The organism is Pseudomonas sp. NBRC 111130, from assembly GCF_001320485.1.
Taxonomy (GTDB): Bacteria; Pseudomonadota; Gammaproteobacteria; order Pseudomonadales; family Pseudomonadaceae; genus Aquipseudomonas; species Aquipseudomonas vlassakiae.
In genome coordinates this window covers 34867-58498 of sequence record NZ_BCBG01000018.1, presented here as the reverse complement: position 1 = coordinate 58498, position 23632 = coordinate 34867, and the positions used below count along the sequence as shown (strand labels likewise).

The following is a 23632-nucleotide window of genomic DNA, read 5'->3' as shown; positions in this document are numbered from 1 at the left end:
CAGCGGCTACCCACTGCCTGGAAGGAGTATCACCATGTGTGGAATCGTAGGTCTGTACCTGAAAAAGCCGGCGCTGGAAGCCCAGCTCGGCAAGCTCTTCGAACCCATGCTCGAAGCCATGACCGACCGTGGCCCGGACAGCGCCGGCTTCGCCATCTACGGTGACGAAGTGGCCGATGGCTGGGTCAAGCTGACCCTGCAGGCGACGGACATCAACTACCCCTGGGCGGCCCTGATGGGCCAGCTGGAAGGTCGCCTGGGCTGCTCGCTGGACTGGTTCCAGAACGCCAGCGCGGCGGTACTCAAGGTGCATGCCGATGAAGCCAGCGCCCGTGGCGCGCTCGCCGAACTGGCACCGGGCGTGCGCATCATGAGCGCCGGGCAGAGCATCGAGATCCTCAAGGGCATGGGCCTGCCGGCAGAAATCTCCAGCCGCTTCGGCCTGGCCGGCATGAAGGGCAGCCACATCATCGGGCATACCCGCATGGCCACCGAAAGCGCGGTGACCATGGAAGGCAGCCATCCGTTTTCCACCGGCGCCGACCTGTGCCTGGTGCACAACGGCTCGCTGTCCAACCACTTCCGTCTGCGTCAGGAGCTCAAGCGCGAAGGCATCAGCTTCGAGACCGACAACGACACCGAGGTGGCGGCCGGCTACCTGACCTGGCGCCTGCAGCAGGGCGACACCCTGGCCCAGGCCCTGGATGACGCGCTGCAAGACCTGGACGGTTTCTTCACCTTCGCCATCGGCACCCGCAACGGCTTTGCCGTGATCCGCGACCCGATCGCCTGCAAGCCGGCCGTGCTGGCCGAGACCGACGACTACGTGGCCATGGCCTCCGAGTACCAGGCCCTGGCCAGCCTGCCGGGTATAGACAAGGCCAAGGTCTGGGAGCCGGCGCCGGCCACCCTGTACGTCTGGGAACGCGAAAGCGCCTGACCCTCACCGAATCACTGGAGACATCCATGAAGACGATCGACCTTTCCAGCGCCTCGGTGCGCATGCTCAACCAGTCCCTGCATGGTGACGTGCAGGACCGTGAATGGCGGGTGACCCACCCTGACGGCAAGCACAACCTGGCGGTGGGCATCAACGCCGCCGTGTCGGTGGATATCGAAGGCCATGCCGGCTACTACTGCGCAGGCATGAACCAGCAGGCCAGCGTCACCGTGCACGGCAACGTTGGCGTCGGCGTGGCCGAGAACATGATGTCCGGCTCGGTGCGGGTCAAGGGCAGCGCCTCCCAGGCCGCCGGCGCCACCGCCCATGGTGGGCTGCTGGTGATCGAGGGCGATGCCGGCGCGCGTTGCGGCATTTCCATGAAGGGCGTGGACATCGTGGTCGGCGGCAGCATCGGCCACATGAGCTGCTTCATGGGCCAGGCCGGGCGTCTGGTCGTCTGTGGCGATGCCGGCGATGCCTTGGGCGATTCACTCTATGAGGTGCGCATCTACGTCAAGGGCTCGGTGCAATCGCTGGGCTCGGATTGCATCGAGAAGGAGATGCGCGCCGAGCATCTGCAAGAGCTGCAAGAACTGCTGAACAAGGCGGGCCTTGCGCACAAGGCCGCCGATTTCAAGCGCTACGGCTCGGCCCGTCAGCTGTACAACTTCAAAGTCGACAACGCCAGCGCGTACTGATCCAGGAGCATTCCCATGAGCGAACAATTCCCCCCGGTACTGCGTGAGTCGGCCACTTTCGATCGCCTGACCATCCAGGAAATCCAGCGTGCCGCCGAAACCGGCATTTACGATATCCGCGGCGGTGGCACCAAGCGCCGCGTGCCGCACTTCGACGACCTGCTGCTGCTCGGCGCCAGCGTGTCGCGCTACCCGCTGGAAGGCTATCGCGAGAAATGCGGCACCGACGTGGTGCTGGGCAACCGCTTCGCCAAGAAGCCGATCCACCTGAAGATCCCGGTGACCATCGCCGGCATGAGCTTCGGCGCGCTGTCGGCCAACGCCAAGGAGGCCTTGGGCCGTGGCGCGACCATCGCCGGTACCAGCACCACCACCGGCGACGGCGGCATGACCCCGGAAGAGCGTGGTCAGTCGCAGCACCTGGTCTATCAGTACCTGCCTTCACGCTATGGCATGAACCCCGATGACCTGCGCAAGGCCGACGCCATCGAGATCGTCCTCGGCCAGGGTGCCAAGCCGGGCGGTGGTGGCATGCTGCTGGGCATGAAGGTGACCGAGCGCGTGGCCGGCATGCGCACCTTGCCGATCGGCGTCGACCAGCGCAGCGCCTGTCGGCACCCTGACTGGACCGGCCCGGACGACCTGGCGATCAAGATTGCCGAGATCCGTGAAATCACCGACTGGGAAAAACCGATCTACGTCAAGATCGGTGCCAGCCGCCCGTACTACGACGTCAAGCTGGCGGTGAAGGCCGGCGCCGACGTGATTGTGCTCGACGGTATGCAGGGCGGCACGGCGGCCACCCAGGAAGTGTTCATCGAGCATGTCGGTATCCCGATCCTGCCGGCCATTCCACAGGCGGTGCAGGCGCTGCAGGAGATGGGCATGCACCGCAAGGTGCAGCTGATCGTCTCCGGTGGCATCCGCAACGGTGCCGACGTGGCCAAGGCGATGGCGTTGGGTGCCGATGCCGTGGCCATCGGTACGGCGGCGCTGATCGCCTTGGGCGACAACCATCCGCGGCTGGACGCTGAGCTGAAGAAGATCGGCTCGGCCGCCGGGTTCTATGACGACTGGCAGAACGGCCGCGACCCGGCCGGCATCACCACACAGGACCCGGGCCTGGCCAAGCGCCTCAACCCGGAGGAGGCCGGCCGGCGCCTGGCCAACTACTTGAGGGTGCTGGTGCTGGAAGCGCAGACCATGGCTCGCGCCTGCGGCAAGTCGCACCTGCACAACCTCGACCCCGAGGACCTGGTGGCGCTTACCGTCGAGGCCGCTGCCATGGCCCGGGTGCCGCTGGCAGGAACTGCCTGGGTACCAGGACAGGCGCAGTACTGACTGGACCATTGGGGCCGCTTTGCGGCCCTTTCGCGGGTAAACCCGCTCCCACAGGGATATCACAAGTTTCAAGTCTTGAGTTTCCCTGTGGGAGAGGGGTTACCCGCGAAGAGGCCGGTGCAGATGAATCAGTGCCCCATTGCCAACTTGGCAGTGGTCTGCCGACGGCGATAGGCACTGTCACGGCTGGCCAGCCACCAGTACAGCGGCGAGGTCACTGCCAGGCCCACCAGCCACGACAGGTCAGCGCCGTTGATGTGCTCGGAGATCGGCCCGACGTACAGCGGCGTGTTCATGAACGGAATCTGCACCACGATACCCACCACATAAGCAATCAGTGCCTGGGGGTTGTAACGGCCGTAGATGCCGCCATCGACCTTGAAGATCGACTGGATGTCGTAGTCGCCCTTGTGGATCGCATAGAAGTCGATCAGGTTGATCGCCGTCCACGGCACCAGCACCACCAGCAGCACCAGCACCATGTCGACGAAGTGGCCGATGAAGTCGGCCGAGGCGAATACCGCCACCACGCAGCAGGCGGCCAGCACGATCAGCGACAGCACCGCACGGCTCTTGGCGGTGGGGATCCAGCGGTAGGCGAAGGTCTGCACCAGGGTGATGATCGACAGCACCGCGCCATACAGGTTGAGGGCGTTGTGGCTGATCACGCTGAGCAGGAACAGCACCAGCATCACCGGGCCGAGGGTGCCGGTGGCGAGCTTGACTGCATCCATGGTGTCCACACCTGCAGGGATCGCCAGCACCGCCACGGCGCCGAAGATGAACGACAGGCTCGAACCCAGCGCCGAACCCAGGTAGGTGGTCCAGAAGGTCGAGCTGACTTTCACGTCTGCCGGCAGGTAGCGCGAGTAATCCGACACATACGGGGCGAAAGCGATCTGCCACAGCGCTGCCAGCGACACGGTGGCCAGCCAGCCGGCCAGGTTGAAGCCGCCACGGGTGAGGAAGTCGTCACTTTGCACATGGCTGAAAATGTAGCCGAAGCCGACCACGATGCCGATGCCCAGCACCCAGGTGCCGATGCGGTTGAGCACGTGGATGAAGCGGTAACCGATGATGCCGATGATGCCCGACCCCAACGCACCGATGACGATGCCCACCGGCACCGGTACGGCCTCGACCACCCCATGCAGCGACTTGCCAGCCAAAACGATATTGGAGGCGAAGAAGCCGATGTACATCACCCCGGCGATCACCACCACCAGCAAGGCGCCGAGCGTGCCGAACTGGGCGCGGCTCTGGATCATCTGCGGGATACCCATCTGCGGGCCCTGGGCCGAGTGCAGCGCCATCAGCACGCCGCCGACCAGGTGGCCGACCAGGATGGCGACGATGCCCCACACCAGGTTCAGGTGAAACAGCTGCACGCCCAGCGCGCCGGTGACGATGGGCAGCGGCGCGATGTTGCCGCCGAACCACAATGTGAACAGATCCCTTACCTTTCCATGGCGGTCTTGCGGCGGTACATAGCCGATCGTGTGTTTTTCTATGAGGGGTGCCGAATTGGCTGCACTGGTCATGACTGACTCCAAGGCAAGGTGGGGCATCGGGTGCTGCCCGGATGCGTGCCGGCGAAGGGCGACGCGTTCTTGTTGGAGCGATGATGCGGGGCGCGGGGATAACGAGAAATTAGTAAATATGTGCCCATAAACCTTAAAAAACCTAAGGCTGACAAAAGGTTAAGCGGTGGACGGTAGCAAGGAGGGTGCCAGTAGGCTGAAGGGCTTGGGATAGAGGGGGTTGCGACGATCGGCGGCAGCCAGGGTGGGCCGTGATGGTGCACAGCGAGCATTTACAGGGCAGGTTGAAGGTTTGCCTGTGCCGGCCTCTTCGCCGGCACAGGAGAAAATGCTACATCGGCAATAACCGGTCCTGAATCACTTCCTTCATCACCAAGGTCGAACTCAGGCGTTTCACATTGGGAATGCTGGTCAGTTGCTCGTCATACAGTTTCTGGAAGGCTGGCAAGTCCTTGGCCACCACATGCAACAGGTAATCCGGGTCGCCGAACAGCCGCTGGGCCTCGACGATCTGCGCAATCTCCGCCAGCGCCGCCTCGAAATCCGCCACCGGCTGGCGGGTTACCTCGCGCAGGGTGACGAACACCAGCGCGGCAAAGTTCAGCCCCAATGCGCTGGGCGCCAGGCGTGCGTGGTAGCCAAGGATGGCGCCAGACTCCTCCAGCGCCTTCAATCGCCGATGGCAAGGTGAGAGGCTGAGACCGACACGGTCGGCCAGCTCAGTCACCGAGAGGCGACCGTCTTTTTGCAGTTCAGCAAGGATCTTTCGATCTGTTCTGTCCATCGGGAAGAATATTCCAGAAAAAATGGCTAGGGGGAAAATATACGAAAGAAAATCCCCTGGCGGAATCCGTAGGCTTTCTTCACCCGCAAACTGTGTGAAAGGAAGACTCAAGTGGCAATCAGCCTGCTGTCCGCGTTCTGGGCCGTGTCGTTGTTGTTCGTGATTACTCCCGGTGCCGACTGGGCCTATGCCATCTCTGCCGGGATGCGCGGGCGCTGGGTAATGCCTGCGGTGGCGGGCATGTTGTCAGGGCATTTGCTCGCCACCCTGGTGGTGGCGGCAGGGGTGGGCAGCCTGCTGGCTGGTCACCCGCTGGCGATGACCCTGCTGACCCTGGCTGGCTGCGCCTACCTGTTGTGGTTGGGCGGCAACCTGCTGCTGAGCCCGGCTGCGCCAGAGGCCGGGCAGGCCAGCGTGGGCGAATCGGGGCCGCGCTGGGCATTCAAGGGCTTTTGCGTGAGCGGGCTCAACCCGAAGGTTTTTCTCTTGTTCCTGGCCTTGCTGCCGCAGTTCACCGACCCGCACTCCAGCTGGCCGGTGCCATTGCAGATCCTCCTGCTGGGGCTGGTGCACCTGTGCAGTTCGCTGGTCATCTATTCGCTGGTGGGTTACGGCGCCAAGGCAGTGTTGAGCACCCGACCCGGCGCAGCCAGGTGGGTAGGGCGCTTGTCTGGCATGGCAATGGTGGCGGTGGCGCTGGGGTTGATTGCCGGCCAGCTGCGCTGAATAGCGCACCGCTGATCGCTCGGTAAAATTCAGCGGAACGAAAAGCTGAAGGCAGGTCTCCTATCCACAGATGGATGGCAATGTGCCCGGGACCTCCCAGACATGAGATCGCTTCAGCAACACGACACGGACACCCTGAAACCCCCGTCGAACTTCTTGCTCAACGGCGGCAGCATTGGCACCTTGCTGCAGACAATGGACTGGAGTAGCTCGCCGCTGGGCCCGCCACCTACCTAGTCGCCGCACCTGCAGGCGGTGATGGCCATGCTGCTGCCGGCACAAGCTCAGTTCGTACTGTTCTGGGGCGAAGCCTATGTGGCCCTGTACAACGATGCCTACGCCCCGACGATCGGCACCAAGCACCCTCATGCACTCGGGCGGCCAGCGCAGGAGCACTGGAGCGAACTGTGGGACGACCTCGAGCCGCTGCTGCGCGGCGTGCGTGAAACCGGTCAGACCTTCTGGGCCAAGGATCGCCCTTTCTATATAGAACGCCGGGGCCTTGGCGAAACCGTGTACTTCGACGTGTCCTATTCTGCGGTGCGTGAAGCCGATGGCAGCGTCGGCGGCGTATTGTGCCTGGTCGCCGACACCACCGAGCGGGTGCGTTTCCAGCAGCGCCAGGCGTTCTTGCTGGAACTGGGCCGGACCTTGCCAGGGCTGGGCGAGGCCGAGCGCATCGAGGCCTATGCGGTCAGGCGCCTGGCGCAGGAGCTGGGTGCTGCACGGGTGTGCTTCGGTGAGGATCAGGGCGACGGCCGCAGTTTCCGGGTGGCCCATGACTGGGCCGACGGCTTGCCCTCCCTGGTCGGTCAGCATGACTACGCTACCTTTGGCACGACGCTGCGAGAGCAGTTGGCGGCGGGCCAGGTGGTGCAGCAGGCCTACCAGGCACGCCGCGATGGCTTGTGCACCACGCTGCATGTCCCGGTGTTGCGCGCCGGGCGCCTGGAGGCGATGCTGGGCGTGCACTTCCATACCCCGCGCCAGTGTTTTGAAGACGACTGTCAGTTGGTCGAGGAAGCGGCCAAGCAGACTTGGGCCGCCATCACCCACGCCCGTGCCGAGCGCGCGCTGCACCTGCTCAACGAAAGCCTGGAGGACCGCGTCGCGGCGGTGCTGGCCGAGCGCGAGGCGGCCATGTTGCAGTTGCATGAGGCCCATAAGCTGGAAATGATCGGGCAGTTGACCGGTGGCATCGCCCACGACCTCAACAACATGCTCACGCCGATCATCGCCTCGTTCGAACTGCTGCGCCGACACCCTCAATCCGAACGTGCCCCGCGCCTGATCGAAGGCGGTCTGCAGGCGGCCGAGCGGGCGCGCAACCTGGTGGGGCGCCTGCTCAGTTTCGCCCGGCGCCAGACGCTCAAGCCGCAGCCAGTATCGCTGGCGGACCTGGTGGTGGACATGCGCGAGCTGATGGCCCGCTCGCTAGGGCCGACCATTGCCGTTCAGGTGCAGATAGACCCGGCACTGCCCTCGGTGGTGGCTGACCCCCACCAACTGGAACTGGCCTTGCTCAACCTGGTGGTCAATGCCCGCGACGCCATGCCCGACGGCGGAGCGCTGCAGATCCTGGCCGGGCTGGATGCCGACGGCCCGCCCCGGCCATCGGGCCTGGCTGCGTCGCGCCTGCTCTGGCTGCAGGTGCGTGACAATGGCTGCGGCATGGATGAAGAGCAATTGCGCCGCTGCATCGAGCCGTTCTACTCGACCAAGGGCGTGGGCAAGGGCACCGGCCTGGGGCTGCCGATGGTTCAGGGCCTGGCATTGCAGTCGGGTGGGGGCTTCGCCATCGATTCGCAGGTGGGGCAGGGCACGACGGCCACGTTGTGGTTGCCGCTCAGCGATGTGGCGGCGCCTTGCAAGGACAGCGAAATACCCGAGGCGCCGCAGGCTGACCGGCCCTACCGTGTACTGCTGGTGGATGATGAGGAAATCGTGCGCCATGCCACCGCCGCGCAGTTGCGCGACCTGGGTTATGACGTGACCGAGGCCGGCAATGCGGCGGCGGCACTGCATCTGCTGGAGCGGGGGTGGCTGCCGGATGTGCTGGTCACCGACCATGTCATGGCCGAGATGACCGGTGTGCGTTTTGCCCAACAGATGCGCGAGCGGCGGGTGGATCTACCCGTGCTGATCATCACCGGTTATGCCAACCTCACGCCGCGGGAACTCAAGGGTTTCGAAGTGCTGCGCAAGCCTTACCGGCAGGCGGAACTGGCGCAGAGCGTCGCACGTTTGCTGGCCAACCCGCGTTAACGGGCGGTGCCGGCGCTGAGGCCGGCACGCCTCAGCGCATGAAATGCACCTTGCCGGTGTCGTCATTGCCCATGTAGATGCCGTACACCCCGGCCTGGCGCTCGAGGATGTAGCGCTCGAGAATCTGCCGGATCGCCGGGTAATAGATGTCGTCCCAGGGAATCTCGTCAGGGGCGAAGAACCGGTACGCCAGCGTCTCCGGCCCATACTGCCCGGTCTCCTCGGTGGCGATGGCGCGGAAGATGATGTACACCTCGCTGATCTTCGGCACGCTGAAGATCGAGTAGGGCGAGACGATGTCGGCGCGCACGCCGCTTTCTTCCCAGACCTCGCGCAAGGCTGCCTGCTCGGTGGTCTCGCCGGCTTCCATGAACCCGGCCGGCAAGGTCCAGGTGCCCGGGCGCGGCGGGATGGCGCGCTGGCACAGCAGGTACTTGCCGTCACGCTCGATAATGCAGCCGGCGATGATCTTCGGGTTGATGTAATGGATATACCCGCAGCGGCTGCAGTGCAGGCGTTCGTGGGTGTCGCCGGTGGGAACGCCCCGGGCCAGCTCCGTGGTGCAGTGTGGGCAGTAGCGCGGGGCGTTGGGCATGGTCAGCGGCCTGTGCAGGGGCTTATATACGTGGGTCCTTCAGGGCCAGGGGCTCGACCATGTCGCGCACCTTGGGGTTGTCGTCCTGCTTCTGGCGCAGGTACTCCAGGGCCACTTTGGCGGCGGCGCGCACGTGATCGACCGATGCCTGGTGGGCCACCAGCGGGTCGCCGCTTTTGATCGCCTCGACGATCTTTTCCATTTCACGGTTACTGGCGCCGCGGCGGTTCTCCTGCGACACCGAGGTAGCCCGCAGGTAGCTGATGCGTGCCTGCAGCTGGCGCAGCTGCTGGGCTGCAACCTGGTTGCCGGAGCCTTCCAGAAGCACATCGTAGAAGCCTTGTACCGAGTCCAGCACCTGCTGCAGCTCGCCTTCTTCCAGGGCTTCGCGGTTGACTTCGAGCGCGCGCTCCAGGGCACGGATGTCCTTGGCCTTGGCGTTGAGGGTAAACAGCTGCACGATCAGGCCTTCGAGCACGCAGCGCAGCTCGTAGATGTCGCGGGCGTCTTCCAGGGTAATGATGGCCACGCGCGGGCCCTTGGCATCGGCGAATTCCACCAGGCCTTCGGACTCGAGGTGGCGCAGCGCTTCGCGCACCGAGGTGCGGCTGACGCCGAGGCGGTCGCAGAGGTCTCGCTCGACCAGGCGGTCGCCCGGCAGCAGGTGGAAGTTCATGATCGCGCCGCGCAGCTTGTCGAGCACGATTTCGCGCAGGGTAACGGGGTTGCGATTGACCTTGAAGCTGTCGTCGAGGGGCTGGCGTTTCATCAAGTGCGCTCTGAATGAGGCTGCACGTCCGCAACCGCAATAGCACCACGAACCATCGGTGCTCCTTGCGTGGGTTCGAACAGCCCGCGGTTAACGGGTTGACTCCGCATCGACTTCTGCGAACGCTTCGCGGGCCAGGCGGAAGCTGTCCACCGCCGCGGGCACGCCGCAATAAATGCCGACCTGGAGCAGGATCTCGCGAATCTGTTCACGGCTCAGGCCATTACGCAAGGCGCCGCGAATATGCAGCTTGAGCTCGTGGGGCCGGTTGAGCGCGGAAATCATGGCCAAGTTTATCATGCTGCGCTCTTTCAGCGAGAGGCCTTCGCGGCCCCAGACGTGGCCCCAGCAATACTCGGTGACCAGCTCCTGCAGCGGCTGGGTGAACTCATCGGCATTCTGGATCGAGCGGTTGACGTACGCCTCGCCCAGCACCTGGGTGCGGATCTGCAGGCCTTTCTCGTACTTTTCGTTACTCATGCGCAGTACTCCGGATTAAAACAGGGGCCGCAACCGAGGGTGAGACGATTAGCGCGGCCCCTGAAAAACAGGGTCATCGGTGTTGGCTTCTTCGCGGGCAAGCCCGCTCCCACAGGGACTGCACAGGTTTCAGCATCTGTGCGATCCCTGTGGGAGCGGGTTTACCCACGAAGGCCCCAGCATCGACCTGACGGGGGATCAGCCCAGCGGCGGCAGGGCGCCCAGCTTGCCTTTGTGGTAGACCATCGGCGTCACCGGCTCGGCCGGCAGCACCAGGTTCTTCACTGCGCCAACGATGATCGCGTGGTCGCCGCCGTCGTACTCGCGCCACAGTTCGCACTCGATGATCGCGGTGGCCTTGGTCAGCAGCGGGTTGCCCAGTTCGCTCAGCTGCCACTCGATGCCTTTGGCCTTGTCCTTGCCCTTGCCGGCGAAGGCGTAGGCCTCGGCGGTCTGGTCGGCGGACAGCAGGTGAATGGCAAACTGCTTGCTGTCACGCAGGATCGGGTAGGTGTCCGAAGCGTAGTTGGGGCAGAACAGCACCAGCGCCGGGTCGATCGACAACGCGCTGAACGCGCTGGCGGTGATGCCGACGATGCCGCCGTCGGCGTCCAGAGTGGTGACCACGGTGACGCCGGACGGGAACGAGCCCATCACGTCTTTGTAGATGCCTGGTTCGATCATCTCGTGCTACCTCTTAGCGCATCACAAACGGGTCGGGCATCGGCGCGGTGGACAGGTTGATCCACACGGTCTTCAGCTCGGTATAGGCCAGCACCGAATCGATGCCGCTCTCGCGGCCGTAGCCGCTGTTCTTGAAGCCGCCGATCGGCGCCATGGCCGACACGGCGCGGTAGGTGTTGACCCAGATGATCCCCGAACGCACATCGCGGGCCAGACGGTGGGCCCGCCCCAGATCGCGGGTCCAGATGCCGGCAGCGAGGCCGAACTGCGAGTCGTTGGCGATGGCCAGCGCCTCTTCTTCGGTCTTGAAGCGGATCACCGCAGCGACCGGGCCGAACACCTCTTCCTGCATGATGGTCATCGAGTTGCTGTCGCACTCGAACAGGGTCGGCTCGTAGAACCAGCCGTCACCCTCGACCTCGGCCCGTTTGCCGCCCATGTGCAGCCTGGCGCCTTCGGCCTTGGCCGCGGCGACCAGGCCCTCGACCACGGCCAGCTGCTGTGCGGTGGCCATCGGGCCCATTTCGCTGGCGTCGTCCTGCGGGTTGCCGATGCGGATGCGCTTGGCGCGGGCAATCAGGCGCTCGACGAATTCGTCGAAGATCTCGTCCTGTACCAGCAGGCGCGAGCCGGCCACGCAGCTCTGGCCGGAGGCTGCATAGATGCCGGCCACGGCGCCGTTGATGGCGCTGTCCAGGTCAGCGTCGGCGAAGATGATGTTGGGCGACTTGCCGCCCAGTTCCAGCGACAACTTGGCAAAGTTCTCGGCGCTGCTGCGTACCACATGGCGAGCAGTGGCGGCGCCGCCGGTGAAGGCGATCTTGCGCACCAGCGGGTGACGGGTCAGGGCTGCGCCGGTGCTTGGGCCGTAGCCGGTGACCACGTTGACCACGCCGGCCGGGAAACCGGCTTCGAGGGCCAGACGAGCCAGTTCCAGGATCGTCGCCGAGGCGTGCTCGGACGGCTTGAGCACGATGGTGTTACCGGCGGCCAGGGCCGGTGCCAGCTTGATCGCGGTCAGGTACAGCGGGCTGTTCCACGGGATGATGCCGGCCACCACGCCGATCGGCTCATGCACGGTGTAGGCGAACAGGTCCGGCTTGTCCAGCGGCAGGGTGCCGCCTTCGAGCTTGTCGGCCAGGCCTGCGGTGTAGTGGAAGAACTCTGGCAGATAACCGACCTGGCCACGGGTTTCGCGGATCAGCTTGCCGTTGTCACGGCTTTCCAGCTGGGCCAGGTGCTCCTTGTTCTCGGCGATCAGGTCGCCCAGGCGACGCAGCAGCTTGCCGCGCGCAGTGGCGGTGATGCTGCGCCATTGTTTGCTGTCGAAGGCACGCTGGGCGGCCTGGACGGCCAGCTCGACATCGGCTTCGTCGGCGTCGGGCAGTTGCGCCCAGGCCTGGGCAGTGGCCGGGTTGAGGCTGTCGAAGGTCTTGCCGCTCTGGGCATCGAGCCATTGGCCATCGATGCACATCTGGAAACGAACGAGGGTCATGCAACAATCCCCTTGGCGGATTCGGTGAGGGTGCGGGCTTGGGCGAGGAAGTCCAGCAGCATCTTGTTGACTTCCCGGGGTGCTTCCACTGGCATCATATGCCGTTGCTCGGCGAGGACCACGCTTTGTGCGCCAGGAATGCTGGCGGCGAGCTGGCGGGTCATGGCCGGAGTGGAGCCCGAGTCGAGTTCGCCGGTGGCGATCAGGGTCGGCACCTGAATGCTGCCCAGGTCGCCGGCGCGGTACATGTCCTGGGTGGCGAACAGCGAATAAGTGGTGTGGTAACCCTGCGGGTCGTTGTTCGCCAGCACTTGGCGAATGGCAGCGACCTGCGCCGGGTTGGCAGCCTTGTATTCACGGCTGAACCAGCGGTCGAGAGCGGCGTCGACGTTGGCGTCGGGGCCGAGCTCCGCAGCCTGGGCGGCGCGGGCGATAACGCCGGCACTCTGTTCAGGGGTGCGGTTGAACACGCTGTTGAGCACTACCAGCGCAGCCAGGCGCTGCGGGTAGTGGAGGGCGAATGCACGGGCGACCAGGCCACCCATGGAGAAGCCGATCACGGTGGCTTGTTGAATCTGCAGGTGGTCGAGCAGTTCGGCCAGCTGGGCGGCATAGCCTTCCAGGCCGGTGTCGGCGGCCGGCAGCGCGCTCTGGCCGTGGCCGAGCATGTCGTAGGTGATGACGCGGTAGTCATTGGCCAGGCCAACGATCTGCCCGCCCCACATTTCCTTGTTCAGGCCCACGCCGTGGATCAGTACCACAGGTTGGCCCTGGCCGACGGACAGGTAGCTGGTGCCGGCGGGTGTACGTTCAGCGACAGGCTGAATCATGGAGGGCGCTCCTTGAAGGTCGGGCGCGGCGGGTAAGCACGCCACGCCCCGGCCCGTCTTGGTTGTTGTTATTGAGCGTTGGCTTTTTCGGCAGCCAGTTCTTCCAGGTCGATGTAGCGGTTGCCGATGCGCGGGTGCAGGCGGCCACCATCGGCGGCGCCCAGGACCACAACGATTTCATCGGCGCGCGGAGCGTCTTCGATCTGCATCTCCAGGGTGATGTAGTGCGAACGCAGGCCTTCGTCGTCCTTCTGCATCATCGGGATCTGGATCGAGGTGCCTGGGCCGCCGCGCTTGTTGGTGAAGCTCAGGTAGCTCTTGGCCTGTACCGCTTCGCGGTAGTGGTTGCCGAAGCGCAGGGTGTGGATCACCGCCGAGGCGTGCTCGATCTCACCATCGGCGCCGACCACCGCGGCCTTGCCGTAGGCTTCGATCTTGTCGGCGCCGCCGATGGCAGCGGTCAGGCGCTCGACCATCAGGGCACCCAGGTCCGAGCAGTTGGCGCGGATTTCCGGCTTCAGATCTTCAACGAAACCGCGACCGGCCCATGGGTTCTTGATCACGACGGCCAGGCCGACCATGGTCACCGGCTTGTCGGTGGCCTTGCCGCCTTCGATGCGGGTCTCTTCGGAGTAGGTGACGATCTTGCGGATTTCGAAACTCATGGGTGGCTCCTGGTGAGGGTTATCAGCTCTTGTTGTCTGATGGTATACCATAATATTTGTTGCGCAAGAGGTGGCTTGAAATTTCTCTTGCGGGGGGACGAAAGGTGGGGTCCGCCTTGAGTTGTATGGCGCCTGTGAGATCGAGCGCCGCCCGCGCGGCGCATCGCGGGCAAGTCGGATCGCCGCACCGCCGCTCCCACATCTGTTTCGGGCCAGTTACACCTGTTCCGCCAACAGGATCCGCCTTGGTGCATGACTGGAGACAGGTGGAACAGCATCAGCGCCCGCCAGGATGCATCGCCATGCCCCTGTTGGCTTCCACCGAGATGCATCGCCATGCCAACAAGGCGGTCCCTGTTGGCTTCACAGGAGAGATTGGCCCGAAACAGATGTGGGAGCGGGCTTGCCCGCGATGCGCCGCGCGGGCGGCGCTCGATCTCAAACACACCACAAAATCCAAGGCGTACACCCCAAAAAAAGCCCGCTCACGCGGACCACAAGGGCCCACGGGAGCGGGCGTGTCCCGCAATGTCTCAGGCAGTGGGAATTCAGGCGAAGGCCGGCACCACTTCCTTGATGAACAGCTCGAGCGACTTTTTCTTCTCGGCGTGGGGCAGGCTGTTGTCGCACCAGAAGCTGAACTCGTCGACACCGAGCTCCTGGTAGTACTTGATGCGGGCGATGATCTCTTCCGGGGTGCCGATCATGGTGTTCTTGCGGATGTTCTCCAGTTGGAACGCCGGCACTTCGGCAAACTTCGACTCAGGGCTCGGCTCGAGGAAGCCGTTGACCGGGGTGGTCTTGTTGCCGAACCAGGCATCGAAGGTGCGGTAGAAGCGCGAGATGGCCTGGGCGCCGATTTTCCAGCCTTCGGGCTCGGACGGGCTATGCACATGGGTGTGGCGCAGCACCATCAGTTGCGGGCGCGGTACGTCCGGGTTGTTGTCGAGAGCGGCCTGGAACTTGTTCTTCAGGTCCAGCACTTCTTCGTCGCCCTTCATCAGCGGGGTGACCATGACGTTGCAGCCGTTGGCCACGGCAAAGTTGTGCGAGTCCGGGTCGCGGGCGGCGATCCACATCGGCGGGGTGGCGTTGAACGGCTTCGGTACGCTGGTGGAGGTCGGGAACTTGTAGACTTCGCCGTCATGGGCGTAGTCGCCTTCCCACAGCTTGCGCACCACCGGGACCATTTCGCGCAGGGCCTTGCCGCCGTCGGTGGCCGGCATGCCACCGGCCATGCGGTCGAATTCGAACTGGTAGGCACCACGGGCCAGGCCCACTTCCATGCGGCCGTTGCTGATCACGTCGAGCAGGGCGCATTCGCCAGCCACGCGGATCGGGTTCCAGAATGGCGCGATGATGGTGCCGGCACCCAGGCGGATTTTCTCGGTGCGCGCGGCGAGGTACGCCAGCAGCGGCATCGGGCTTGGCGAGATGGTGTACTCCATGGCGTGGTGTTCGCCGATCCACACGGTGCTGAAACCGCCGCGCTCGGCCATCAGGGTCAGTTCGGTCAGGTCTTCGAACAGCTGGCGGTGGCTGACCTGTTCATCCCAACGTTCCATGTGCACGAACAACGAAAATTTCATGGGGCTTTCCTCAACGCTTGAAAGTGTCTGTCGCCAGGCTGCGCAGGCGCCAGGTGTCTCGATTCAGAATAGGCTTCAGGCAAAGGCCGGCAGGCTGGCCATCTTGCCGCGGCAGTAGACCATTGGTCGTGGTGCGTCTTCAGGGACGATCAGGTTGTGTACCTTGCCGACCATGATGGCGTGGTCGCCACCTTCATATTCGCGCCACAGTTCGCATTCGATGACGGCGGTGGCGCCGGCCAGGATCGGGTTGCCCAGTTCGCTCAGGGTCCACTCGATGCCGGCGGCCTTGTCCTTGCCCTTCTTGGCGAACGCGTAGGCTTCGGCCTGCTGCCCACCGGAGAGCAGATGGATGGCGAAGCGCTTGTTCTTGATCAGGACCGGGTAGGAGTCGGAGGTGTAGTTGGGGCAGAAAAGCACCAGCGGCGGGTCCATCGACAGGGAGGAGAACGCACTGGCGGTCAGGCCGACGACCGAGCCGTCGTCGTCCAGGGTGGTGATGACGGTCACGCCGGACGGGAAGGAGCCCAGGACGTTCTTGTAGATGCTTGCGTCGATCATCTGGTGTACCTCTAAAGGGCTGCGGTGGTCCGCGGTTTTTATCGTTGATGTGTCTGATGGTATACCGTAATACCTATTTTGCAAGCGGAATTTTCAGCCCTTGTTTTTCACGATGAACGGCTCAAGGCCACGTAAACCGTGGGATTGAGCGGTGAGGCGGTTTGTCGCAGGGGTTGTGCGAGCAGATCAGCGGGCGTTTTTTACTGCGGATCAGTGTTGTCAAAAGTTTGGAATACCATAATATGGTCCGCAGCTGAGAGGCCGCCTAGATGCGGTTTCCTTACAAAGATAAAAACGACCTTTCGAGCTGAATCCTATGTCCCAACCGTCGTCGCAACACCAGTTTGTCGAGAATCACACGGTCGATTACGTTCCACCTGCCGAGCGCCATGGGAAGGCGCGCGACCTGTTCACCCTCTGGTTCAGTACCAACATCGCGCCACTGCCTATCGTCACCGGCGCCATGGTGGTCCAGGTGTTCCACCTGAACCTGCTGTGGGGGCTGATCGCAATCGTGCTGGGTCACCTGATCGGGGGCGTGTTCATCGCCCTGGCCTCTGCGCAGGGACCGCAGCTGGGGATTCCACAGATGGTCCAGAGCCGTGGCCAGTTCGGCCGTTACGGCGCGCTGCTGATCGTGTTCTTCACTGCACTGATCTATGTCGGCTTCTTCATTTCCAACATCGTCCTGGCGGGCAAGACCATCCACGGCATCGCCCCGAGCGTGCCGATGCCGGGCGCGATCGTGATCGGTGCGCTGAGTGCGACGGCCATTGGCGTAATTGGCTACCGCTTCATCCACATCCTCAACCGTATCGGTACCTGGGTGATGGGTTCGGCGCTACTGGCCGGCTTCATCATGATGTTCGTGCAGGAGCTGCCGGCCGACTTCTTCAGCCGCGGCGCGTTCAACCTGTCCGGCTTTATCGCCACGGTGTCGCTAGGCATCATCTGGCAGATCAGCTTCTCGCCGTACACCTCCGACTACTCGCGCTACCTGCCGCGTGAAGTGGGCATCGCCAAGCCGTTCTGGGCCACGTACTTCGGCGCCACGCTGGGCACCATCCTGTGTTTCAGCTTCGGCACGATCGCGGTGCTGTGCGTGCCGGAAGGCACCGACGCGATGGATGCGGTCAAGCAGGCCACCGGCTGGCTGGGCCCGATCCTGATGGTGCTGTTCCTGCTCAACATCATCAGCCACAACGCCCTTAACCTCTACGGCGCAGTGCTGTCGATCGTCACAGCGATCCAGACCTTCATTGCCGAATGGACGCCGAGCATCAAGGTGCGAGTGATCCTGGCAGTGGTGATCCTGGTGGGCTGCGCGATGGTGGCGCTGAACGCGTCGGCGGGCTTCATCGGCCAGTTCATCGGCCTGATCCTGGCGCTGCTGCTGGTGCTGGTACCGTGGGCTTCGATCAACCTGATCGACTTCTACCTGATCAAGAAGGGCCAGTACGACATCGCCTCGATCTTCCGTGCCGACGGCGGCATTTATGGCCGCTTCAATCACCACGCGATCATTGCCTATGCCTGCGGCATCCTGGTGCAGTTGCCGTTTGCCAACACGTCGCTGTATGTGGGGCCGTATTCGAACATTGTCGAAGGGGCAGACCTGTCGTGGCTGTTCGGCCTGCTGGTGACGGTGCCGCTGTACTACTGTCTGGCAACCCGTGGCAAGGCGGCCGAGACGGCGGGGCGGGTTGTGAGCGTCAACGACTGATAGAGTGCTGTTGCTGTAAGGGGCTGCTTTGCAGCCCTTTCGCGACACAAGGCCGCTCCTACAGGGGTATGCGTTTCCCTGTAGGAGCGGCCTTGTGTCGCGAAAGGGCCGCAAAGCGGCCCCAGCCATTTCAGATCAGACCTTGAACTGCGCAACCATGCCATTCAGGTCCACCGCAAGGCGCGACAGGTCCTGCGCCGCTGCGCTGGTCTGGTTGGCCCCCGCCGACGTCTGCATTGCCAGATCCCGAATGTTCACCAGGTTGCGATCCACCTCCCGTGCCACTTGTGCCTGCTCCTCGGAAGCGCTGGCAATCACCAGGTTGCGCTGGTTGATCGAGGCGATCGCCTCGGCAATCACTTCCAGCGCCTCACCGGCACCTTGCGCCACCTCCAGCGTACCGTTCGCCCGGCCGCGGCTGCTGTGCATCGCCGCCACCGCACGCTCGGTACCGTTCTGGATCCCGGCGATCATCTGCTCGATCTCTGCCGTCGACTGCTGGGTCCGATGGGCGAGGGCGCGTACCTCATCGGCCACCACGGCAAAGCCGCGGCCCGCTTCACCTGCGCGTGCGGCTTCGATGGCGGCGTTGAGTGCCAGCAGGTTGGTCTGGCCGGCAATCGCGCCGATCACATCCAGCACGCGGCTGATCTCGTTGGCATTGCTGGCCAGTTGTTCGATCTCGGTGGAGGTGCCCGCCACGTCGTTGACCAGGTGCTGGATGGAGGCCAGCGCCTGGTTGACCTGCTCACGGCCATCGCGAGTGGTCTGGTCGGCACCTTTGGAGGCATCGGCCGTGCTCACCGCGTTGTTGGCCACTTCTTCGACTGCTGCGGTCATCTGGTTGACGGCGGTGGCGGCCTGGTCGATTTCCGCGCTCTGCTGGTGCAGGCCGCGGCTGGTGTCTTCGGTGACGGTGTGCAGCTCTTCCGAGGCCGAGGCCAGCTGGTCGGAGGAGGCGGCGATCTTGCGGATGGTGTCGCGCAGGCTGTTCTGCATGCGGCTCAAGGCGCGCAGCAGCAGAGCCGGTTCGTCACGGCCGATGACACGGATGTCCTGGGTCAGGTCGCCGGTGGCCACGCGCTCGGCCACAGCCACTGCATCGGCCAGCGGTACAACGATGCTGCGCGTGAGCACCGTGGCAATGGCGGCCAGTGCAAGCATGATGATCACCAGTGAGGCGATGATCGCGGTGAAGGCCTCGTCGGCTACATCGCTGCTGCGCTGCGAGGCATCCTCGGCACCTTTGCCGTTGTAGGCAATGAGCGCGGCCATGGCCTTCATCATGGTATCGGCGTACTGGGTCAGCGGGCCGCTGATCTGCTGCTTGGCCTGGTCCATGCGACCGGCAGCGATGTCCTGCACCACCCGCGACTGCAGGTCGAGGTATTGCGTATAGGCCGCATTGAAGGCAGTGAACAGGTCGCGATCATCGGCGGCGATGATGGTGTCCTGGTAGTCCTTGAGGCCCCTGCTGAGCTGTTCGTTGACGCCCTTGAGCATGTCGATGTTGCGCGCACGCTCGCCGGGGTTGTCGTCCAGCGCGGCGCGCAAGGTGACGGCGCGGGCGCGTCCGAGGTTGGTGCTGATTTCACCGAGGGCAACCACGGCGGGCATCCAGGTGACACGGATTTCGTCCGTGGCGGAGTCCATTTGCCGGGTTTCATGGATTGCGATGAGGCCCATGGCCAGGACCAATGCGCCTAACAGGGCGAAAACGCTGCTGGCGCGAGTGCCGATCTTCATATTCCGTAACTGCATGGAATGCTCCTTGACGTTGGCGTGCAGGCGTCAAGAGCATGGTCGGACGGCCGGGTCACCGGGATGGCGCCAGGCTCTCGATGCGCTGCGATTTAAGTGTGTGCCTCACCCTTTGGAATGCTTTTTGATTTCAATGATGCCATATGGCCATCAATATTGACCAGTCATTCAATGTAACGACATCTTCTGAGGGATCCGTCATTTTTTGATGGATCTGTCAGGAATGTGCCGTTAAAAGATCGAGATCTACGCAATGGCTGTGGCGAGCGGCGAGGCACGACCGGGGGCACCTGCGCGATTCACGCGGCGCTTCGGCGTAAGTGGCCGACCGAGTTCGGGCAGAAGGTCAAGGAATGGATGTGCGTACGGCGCGATGGCAAGCGGGCCGGGGATACCCTGGTCAGCCAGGTCTGAGTGCAGTGCCGAGCTTGGTGCTGTCGCGGGCATGCGCGACAGCACCAAGGCGATGCTTAGCTGTCGTAGCCGAGGTTCGGCGCCAGCCAGCGCTCGCTCACGCTAACCTCCTGGCCTTTGCGCGCGCTGTAACGCTCGATCTGGTCCTTGTCGACCTTGCCCACGGCAAAGTACTGCGCCTGCGGATGGGCGAAATACCAGCCGCTGACAGCCGCCGCCGGGAACATCGCGAAGTGCTCGGTGAGGAACACGCCACTTGGGCCGGTTTCGCCGATGGCGCTGCCGTCGAGCAGGCGGAACAGGGTTGCCTTCTCGGTGTGGTCCGGGCACGCCGGGTAGCCCGGGGCAGGGCGGATACCGCTGTATTGCTCCTTGATCAGCGCCTCGTTGTCCAGCTGCTCGTCGCGGGCATAGCCCCAGTGCTCTTTACGCACCTGCTCGTGCAGCCACTCGGCACAGGCCTCGGCCAGGCGGTCGGCCAGGGCCTTCACCATGATCGAGCTGTAGTCGTCGCCCTTGTCCTGGTACGCCTTGGCCACTTCCTCGGCGCCGATGCCGGCAGTGGTGATGAAGCCGCCGACGTAGTCGGTGACGCCGCTGGCCTTCGGTGCGACGAAGTCGGCCAGGGACAGGTTCGGCTTGCCATCGGGCTTGATGGTCTGCTGGCGCAGGTGGTGCAGGGTGGCCAGGGCCTGGCCGTCTGCGCCGTAGACTTCGATGTCGTCATCGGCAACCTGGTTGGCCGGCCAGAAGCCGAACACCGCGCGGGCGCTGATCAGCTTCTCGTCGATCAGCTTGTCGAGCATCTCGCGGGCATCCTTGTACAGCGCGGTGGCGGCTTCGCCGACCACTTCGTCGGTGAGGATCCGCGGGAACTTGCCGGCCAGGTCCCAGGAAATGAAGAACGGCGTCCAGTCGATGTACTCGGCCAGGGTGCGCAAGTCGATGTCTTCCAGCACCTTGACCCCGGTGAAGGCGGGCACCACCGGCTGGTAGCTGGCCCAGTCGTACTGCGGTTTGGCAGCGATGGCCTGCGCGTAGCTCAGGCGCTCGGTGCGGGCGCTGCGGTTGGCGGTGCGCTCGCGCACTTCCACGTATTCCTGGCGGGTCTTCTCGACGAAGCCGGGCTTGAGCTCCTTGGACAGCAGCTGGGTGGCCACACCCACCGCACGCGAGGCGTCGGTGACGTAGACCACGGCGTCGTTGCTGTACTTGGGCTCGATCTTGACCGCAGTGTGTGCCTTGGACGTGGTGGCGCCGCCGATCATCAGCGGCAGGTGGAAGCCCTGGCGCTGCATTTCGCGGGCGACGTGGACCATCTCGTCCAGCGACGGGGTAATCAGGCCGGACAGGCCGATGATGTCGCACTTCTGTTCGCGGGCGGTCTGCAGGATCTTCTCGGCCGGCACCATCACGCCAAGGTCGACGATGTCGTAGCCGTTGCAGCCTAGTACCACGCCGACGATGTTCTTGCCGATGTCGTGCACGTCACCCTTGACCGTGGCCATGAGGATCTTGCCCTTGGCTTCCGGCTTGTCGCCTTTCTCGGCTTCGATGAACGGAATCAAATGGGCCACGGCCTGTTTCATCACCCGGGCCGACTTGACCACCTGGGGCAGGAACATCTTGCCCGCGCCGAACAGGTCACCGACCACGTTCATGCCGTTCATCAGCGGGCCTTCGATGACTTCGATCGGGCGTGCGCACTGCTGACGGCATTCTTCGGTGTCTTCGACGATGAAGGCGGTGATGCCCTTGACCAGCGCGTGTTCCAGGCGCTTTTCAACGGGCAGCGAACGCCACTCTTCGTTTTCCACTTCCTTGGTCGCGCCGCCGCCCTTGTAGTCGTCGGCAATCGCCAGCAGCGCGTCGGTGCCGTGCGGCGTGCGGTTGAGCACCACGTCCTCTACCTTCTCGCGCAGCGCGGCCGGGATCTCGTCGTAGATCTCCAGCTGGCCGGCGTTGACGATACCCATGGTCAGGCCGTTCTGGATCGCGTGGTAGAGGAATACCGAGTGGATCGCCTCACGCACCGGGTTGTTGCCGCGGAACGAGAACGACACGTTGGACACGCCACCCGAACTCAGCGCGTGGGGCAGGTGATCACGGATGTAGGCGCAGGCCTCGATGAAGTCGACGGCGTAGTTGTTGTGCTCTTCGATACCGGTGGCGACGGCGAAGATGTTCGGGTCGAAGATGATGTCTTCCGGCGGGAAGCCGACTTCGTTGACCAGGATGTCGTAGCTGCGCTGGCAGATTTCCTTCTTGCGCGCGGCGGTGTCGGCCTGGCCGACCTCGTCGAAGGCCATCACCACCACGGCCGCGCCATAGCGCTTGCACAGCCGGGCATGGTGCTTGAACTGCTCGACGCCTTCTTTCATGGAGATCGAGTTGACGATGCCTTTGCCCTGGATGCACTTCAGGCCCGCTTCGATCACTTCCCACTTGGACGAGTCGATCATGATCGGCACGCGGGAGATGTCCGGCTCACCGGCGATCAGGTTGAGGAAGCGGACCATGGCGGCCTGGGAATCGAGCATCCCTTCGTCCATGTTGATGTCGATCACCTGGGCGCCGGCCTCGACCTGCTGCAGGGCGACCTCCAGGGCTTCGGTGTAGTTCTCTTCGCGGATCAGCCGGGCGAACTTGGCAGAGCCGGTGATGTTGGTGCGCTCGCCGACGTTGACGAACAGCGACTGGCGGTCGATGGTGAACGGTTCCAGGCCCGACAGGCGGCAGGCCTTGGCGATTTCCGGGATTTCGCGTGGCTTGTACTTGGCCACGGCCTCGGCGATCGCCTGGATATGGCCCGGGGTGGTGCCGCAGCAGCCACCGATGATGTTGAGGAAGCCGCTGGCGGCGAACTCTTCGACCACCGCCGCCATCTCTGCCGGGGTTTCGTCATACTCACCGAAAGCGTTCGGCAGGCCGGCGTTGGGGTGGGCAGACACATGGGTATCGGCCTTGGTCGCCAGCTCTTCCAGGTACGGGCGCAGGTCCTTGGCGCCGAGGGCGCAGTTGAGGCCCACGGAAATCGGCTTGGCGTGGCGCACCGAGTTCCAGAACGCTTCGGTGGTCTGGCCCGACAGGGTGCGGCCGGAGGCATCGGTGATGGTGCCGGAGATCATGATCGGCAGTTCGATGCCATCGTCCTCGAACACCTGTTGCACGGCGAAGATCGCCGCCTTGGCATTGAGCGTGTCGAAGATGGTCTCGATCAGGATCAGGTCGGCGCCGCCCTCGATCAGGCCACGGGTGGCCTCGATGTAGTTTTCCACCAGTTCGTCGAAGGTGACGTTGCGGTAGCCGGGGTCGTTGACGTCCGGGGAGATCGAGCAGGTCCGGCTGGTCGGGCCGAGCACGCCGGCGACGAAGCGCGGTTTGTCCGGGGTTTCCAGGGTCTTGGCATCGGCTACCTGGCGGGCGATGCGCGCGCCCTCGACGTTCAGTTCGTACACCAGCGATTCCATGCCGTAGTCGGCCTGGGAAATCTGGGTGGCGTTGAAGGTGTTGGTTTCGAGGATATCGGCGCCGGCATCCAGGTAGGCTTTCTCGATCGCCGCGATCACATCCGGGCGGCTGAGCAGCAACAGGTCGTTGTTGCCTTTCACGTCGCTTGGCCAATCGGCGAAGCGCGTGCCACGATAGTCGTGTTCCTCGAGGCGATAGCTTTGGATCATAGTACCCATGCCGCCGTCGAGGATCAGAATGCGCTCTTTGAGTGCGTGCTGGAGTGCTTGGAGACGAGCGCTGCGGTCGGACATAGGA

19 protein-coding genes are annotated in these 23632 nt (G+C 63.9%); 6 read left to right on the top strand and 13 right to left on the bottom strand.

All coding sequences use genetic code 11. The features are described 5' to 3' along the window. Positions 1-34: 34 nt before the first annotated feature. Genes APH33_RS10875 through APH33_RS10865 form a run of 3 tightly spaced genes read left to right on the top strand, consistent with a single transcriptional unit; the run spans position 35 to position 2982 of the window. On the top strand, positions 35-940 hold the full coding sequence (locus tag APH33_RS10875; RefSeq protein WP_054885135.1) for a glutamine amidotransferase family protein: 906 nt from the start codon (positions 35-37) through the stop codon (positions 938-940). 26 nt (positions 941-966) lie between these two features. Then, positions 967-1641 carry a protein glxC gene (locus APH33_RS10870; RefSeq protein WP_054885134.1) on the top strand — a complete coding sequence of 225 codons (675 nt, stop codon included), beginning with the start codon at positions 967-969 and terminating at the stop codon, positions 1639-1641. Between the two features lie 15 nt (positions 1642-1656). Then, positions 1657-2982 (top strand): FMN-binding glutamate synthase family protein, encoded by a 1326-nt coding sequence (locus APH33_RS10865; protein ID WP_054885133.1) that lies wholly within the window; start codon positions 1657-1659, stop codon positions 2980-2982. A 128-nt stretch (positions 2983-3110) separates the two neighbouring features. Here the strand turns inward: APH33_RS10865 and APH33_RS10860 are convergent, their stop codons facing one another. Next, a complete protein-coding gene (locus tag APH33_RS10860) occupies positions 3111-4523 on the bottom strand; it encodes a cytosine permease (protein ID WP_054885132.1) in 1413 nt (470 codons plus the stop codon). A 331-nt stretch (positions 4524-4854) separates the two neighbouring features. Next, entirely contained in the window at positions 4855-5307 is a 453-nt protein-coding gene (locus tag APH33_RS10855; RefSeq protein ID WP_054885131.1) for an Lrp/AsnC family transcriptional regulator, read from the bottom strand. A 111-nt stretch (positions 5308-5418) separates the two neighbouring features. Between APH33_RS10855 and APH33_RS10850 the strand changes: the two genes are divergently transcribed. Further along, a complete protein-coding gene (locus tag APH33_RS10850; RefSeq protein WP_054885130.1) occupies positions 5419-6033 on the top strand; it encodes a LysE family translocator in 615 nt (204 codons plus the stop codon). Between the two features lie 258 nt (positions 6034-6291). Beyond that, positions 6292-8298: an ATP-binding protein gene (locus tag APH33_RS10845; RefSeq protein ID WP_371263246.1), complete on the top strand. Its 2007-nt coding sequence runs from the start codon at positions 6292-6294 to the stop codon at positions 8296-8298. Positions 8299-8329: 31 nt separating this feature from the next. Here APH33_RS10845 and APH33_RS10840 read toward each other — a convergent pair whose 3' ends face one another. From APH33_RS10840 to APH33_RS10800, 9 genes are all read right to left on the bottom strand, one after another. Beyond that, complete coding sequence (locus APH33_RS10840) at positions 8330-8893, bottom strand: NUDIX hydrolase (RefSeq protein WP_054885129.1); 564 nt, start codon at positions 8891-8893, stop codon at positions 8330-8332. A 22-nt stretch (positions 8894-8915) separates the two neighbouring features. Next, on the bottom strand, positions 8916-9662 hold the full coding sequence (locus APH33_RS10835) for a GntR family transcriptional regulator (RefSeq protein ID WP_054885128.1): 747 nt from the start codon (positions 9660-9662) through the stop codon (positions 8916-8918). 90 nt (positions 9663-9752) lie between these two features. Next, complete coding sequence (locus APH33_RS10830; RefSeq protein ID WP_054885127.1) at positions 9753-10142, bottom strand: carboxymuconolactone decarboxylase family protein; 390 nt, start codon at positions 10140-10142, stop codon at positions 9753-9755. A gap of 198 nt (positions 10143-10340) precedes the next feature. Continuing rightward, on the bottom strand, positions 10341-10826 hold the full coding sequence (locus tag APH33_RS10825) for a flavin reductase family protein (RefSeq protein WP_054885126.1): 486 nt from the start codon (positions 10824-10826) through the stop codon (positions 10341-10343). 13 nt (positions 10827-10839) lie between these two features. Further along, positions 10840-12321, bottom strand: a complete 1482-nt coding sequence (locus tag APH33_RS10820; protein WP_054885125.1) for an aldehyde dehydrogenase — start codon at positions 12319-12321, stop codon at positions 10840-10842. Next, complete coding sequence (locus APH33_RS10815) at positions 12318-13151, bottom strand: alpha/beta fold hydrolase (protein ID WP_054885124.1); 834 nt, start codon at positions 13149-13151, stop codon at positions 12318-12320. The genes APH33_RS10820 and APH33_RS10815 overlap by 4 nt, the downstream gene beginning before the upstream one ends. Positions 13152-13219: 68 nt before the next feature. Beyond that, positions 13220-13816, bottom strand: coding sequence for an amino acid synthesis family protein (locus APH33_RS10810; protein ID WP_016715710.1), 597 nt, complete (start codon positions 13814-13816; stop codon positions 13220-13222). Positions 13817-14364: 548 nt separating this feature from the next. After that, entirely contained in the window at positions 14365-15405 is a 1041-nt protein-coding gene (locus APH33_RS10805) for an LLM class flavin-dependent oxidoreductase (RefSeq protein WP_054885123.1), read from the bottom strand. A gap of 75 nt (positions 15406-15480) precedes the next feature. Continuing rightward, the gene (locus APH33_RS10800) at positions 15481-15966 is read right to left on the bottom strand and encodes a flavin reductase family protein (protein WP_054885122.1); all 486 of its coding nucleotides are present in this window, start codon (positions 15964-15966) and stop codon (positions 15481-15483) included. A 316-nt stretch (positions 15967-16282) separates the two neighbouring features. On the opposite strand from APH33_RS10800, the gene APH33_RS10795 reads away from it, so the two are divergent. Then, positions 16283-17689, top strand: coding sequence for a cytosine permease (locus APH33_RS10795; protein WP_054885121.1), 1407 nt, complete (start codon positions 16283-16285; stop codon positions 17687-17689). Positions 17690-17824: 135 nt separating this feature from the next. Here the strand turns inward: APH33_RS10795 and APH33_RS10790 are convergent, their stop codons facing one another. Both APH33_RS10790 and metH read right to left on the bottom strand, forming a co-directional pair. Further along, positions 17825-19435 carry a methyl-accepting chemotaxis protein gene (locus tag APH33_RS10790; RefSeq protein ID WP_371263248.1) on the bottom strand — a complete coding sequence of 537 codons (1611 nt, stop codon included), beginning with the start codon at positions 19433-19435 and terminating at the stop codon, positions 17825-17827. Between the two features lie 485 nt (positions 19436-19920). Further along, on the bottom strand, positions 19921-23628 hold the full coding sequence (metH, locus tag APH33_RS10785) for a methionine synthase (RefSeq protein ID WP_054885119.1): 3708 nt from the start codon (positions 23626-23628) through the stop codon (positions 19921-19923). Between the last annotated feature and the right edge of the window lie 4 nt (positions 23629-23632).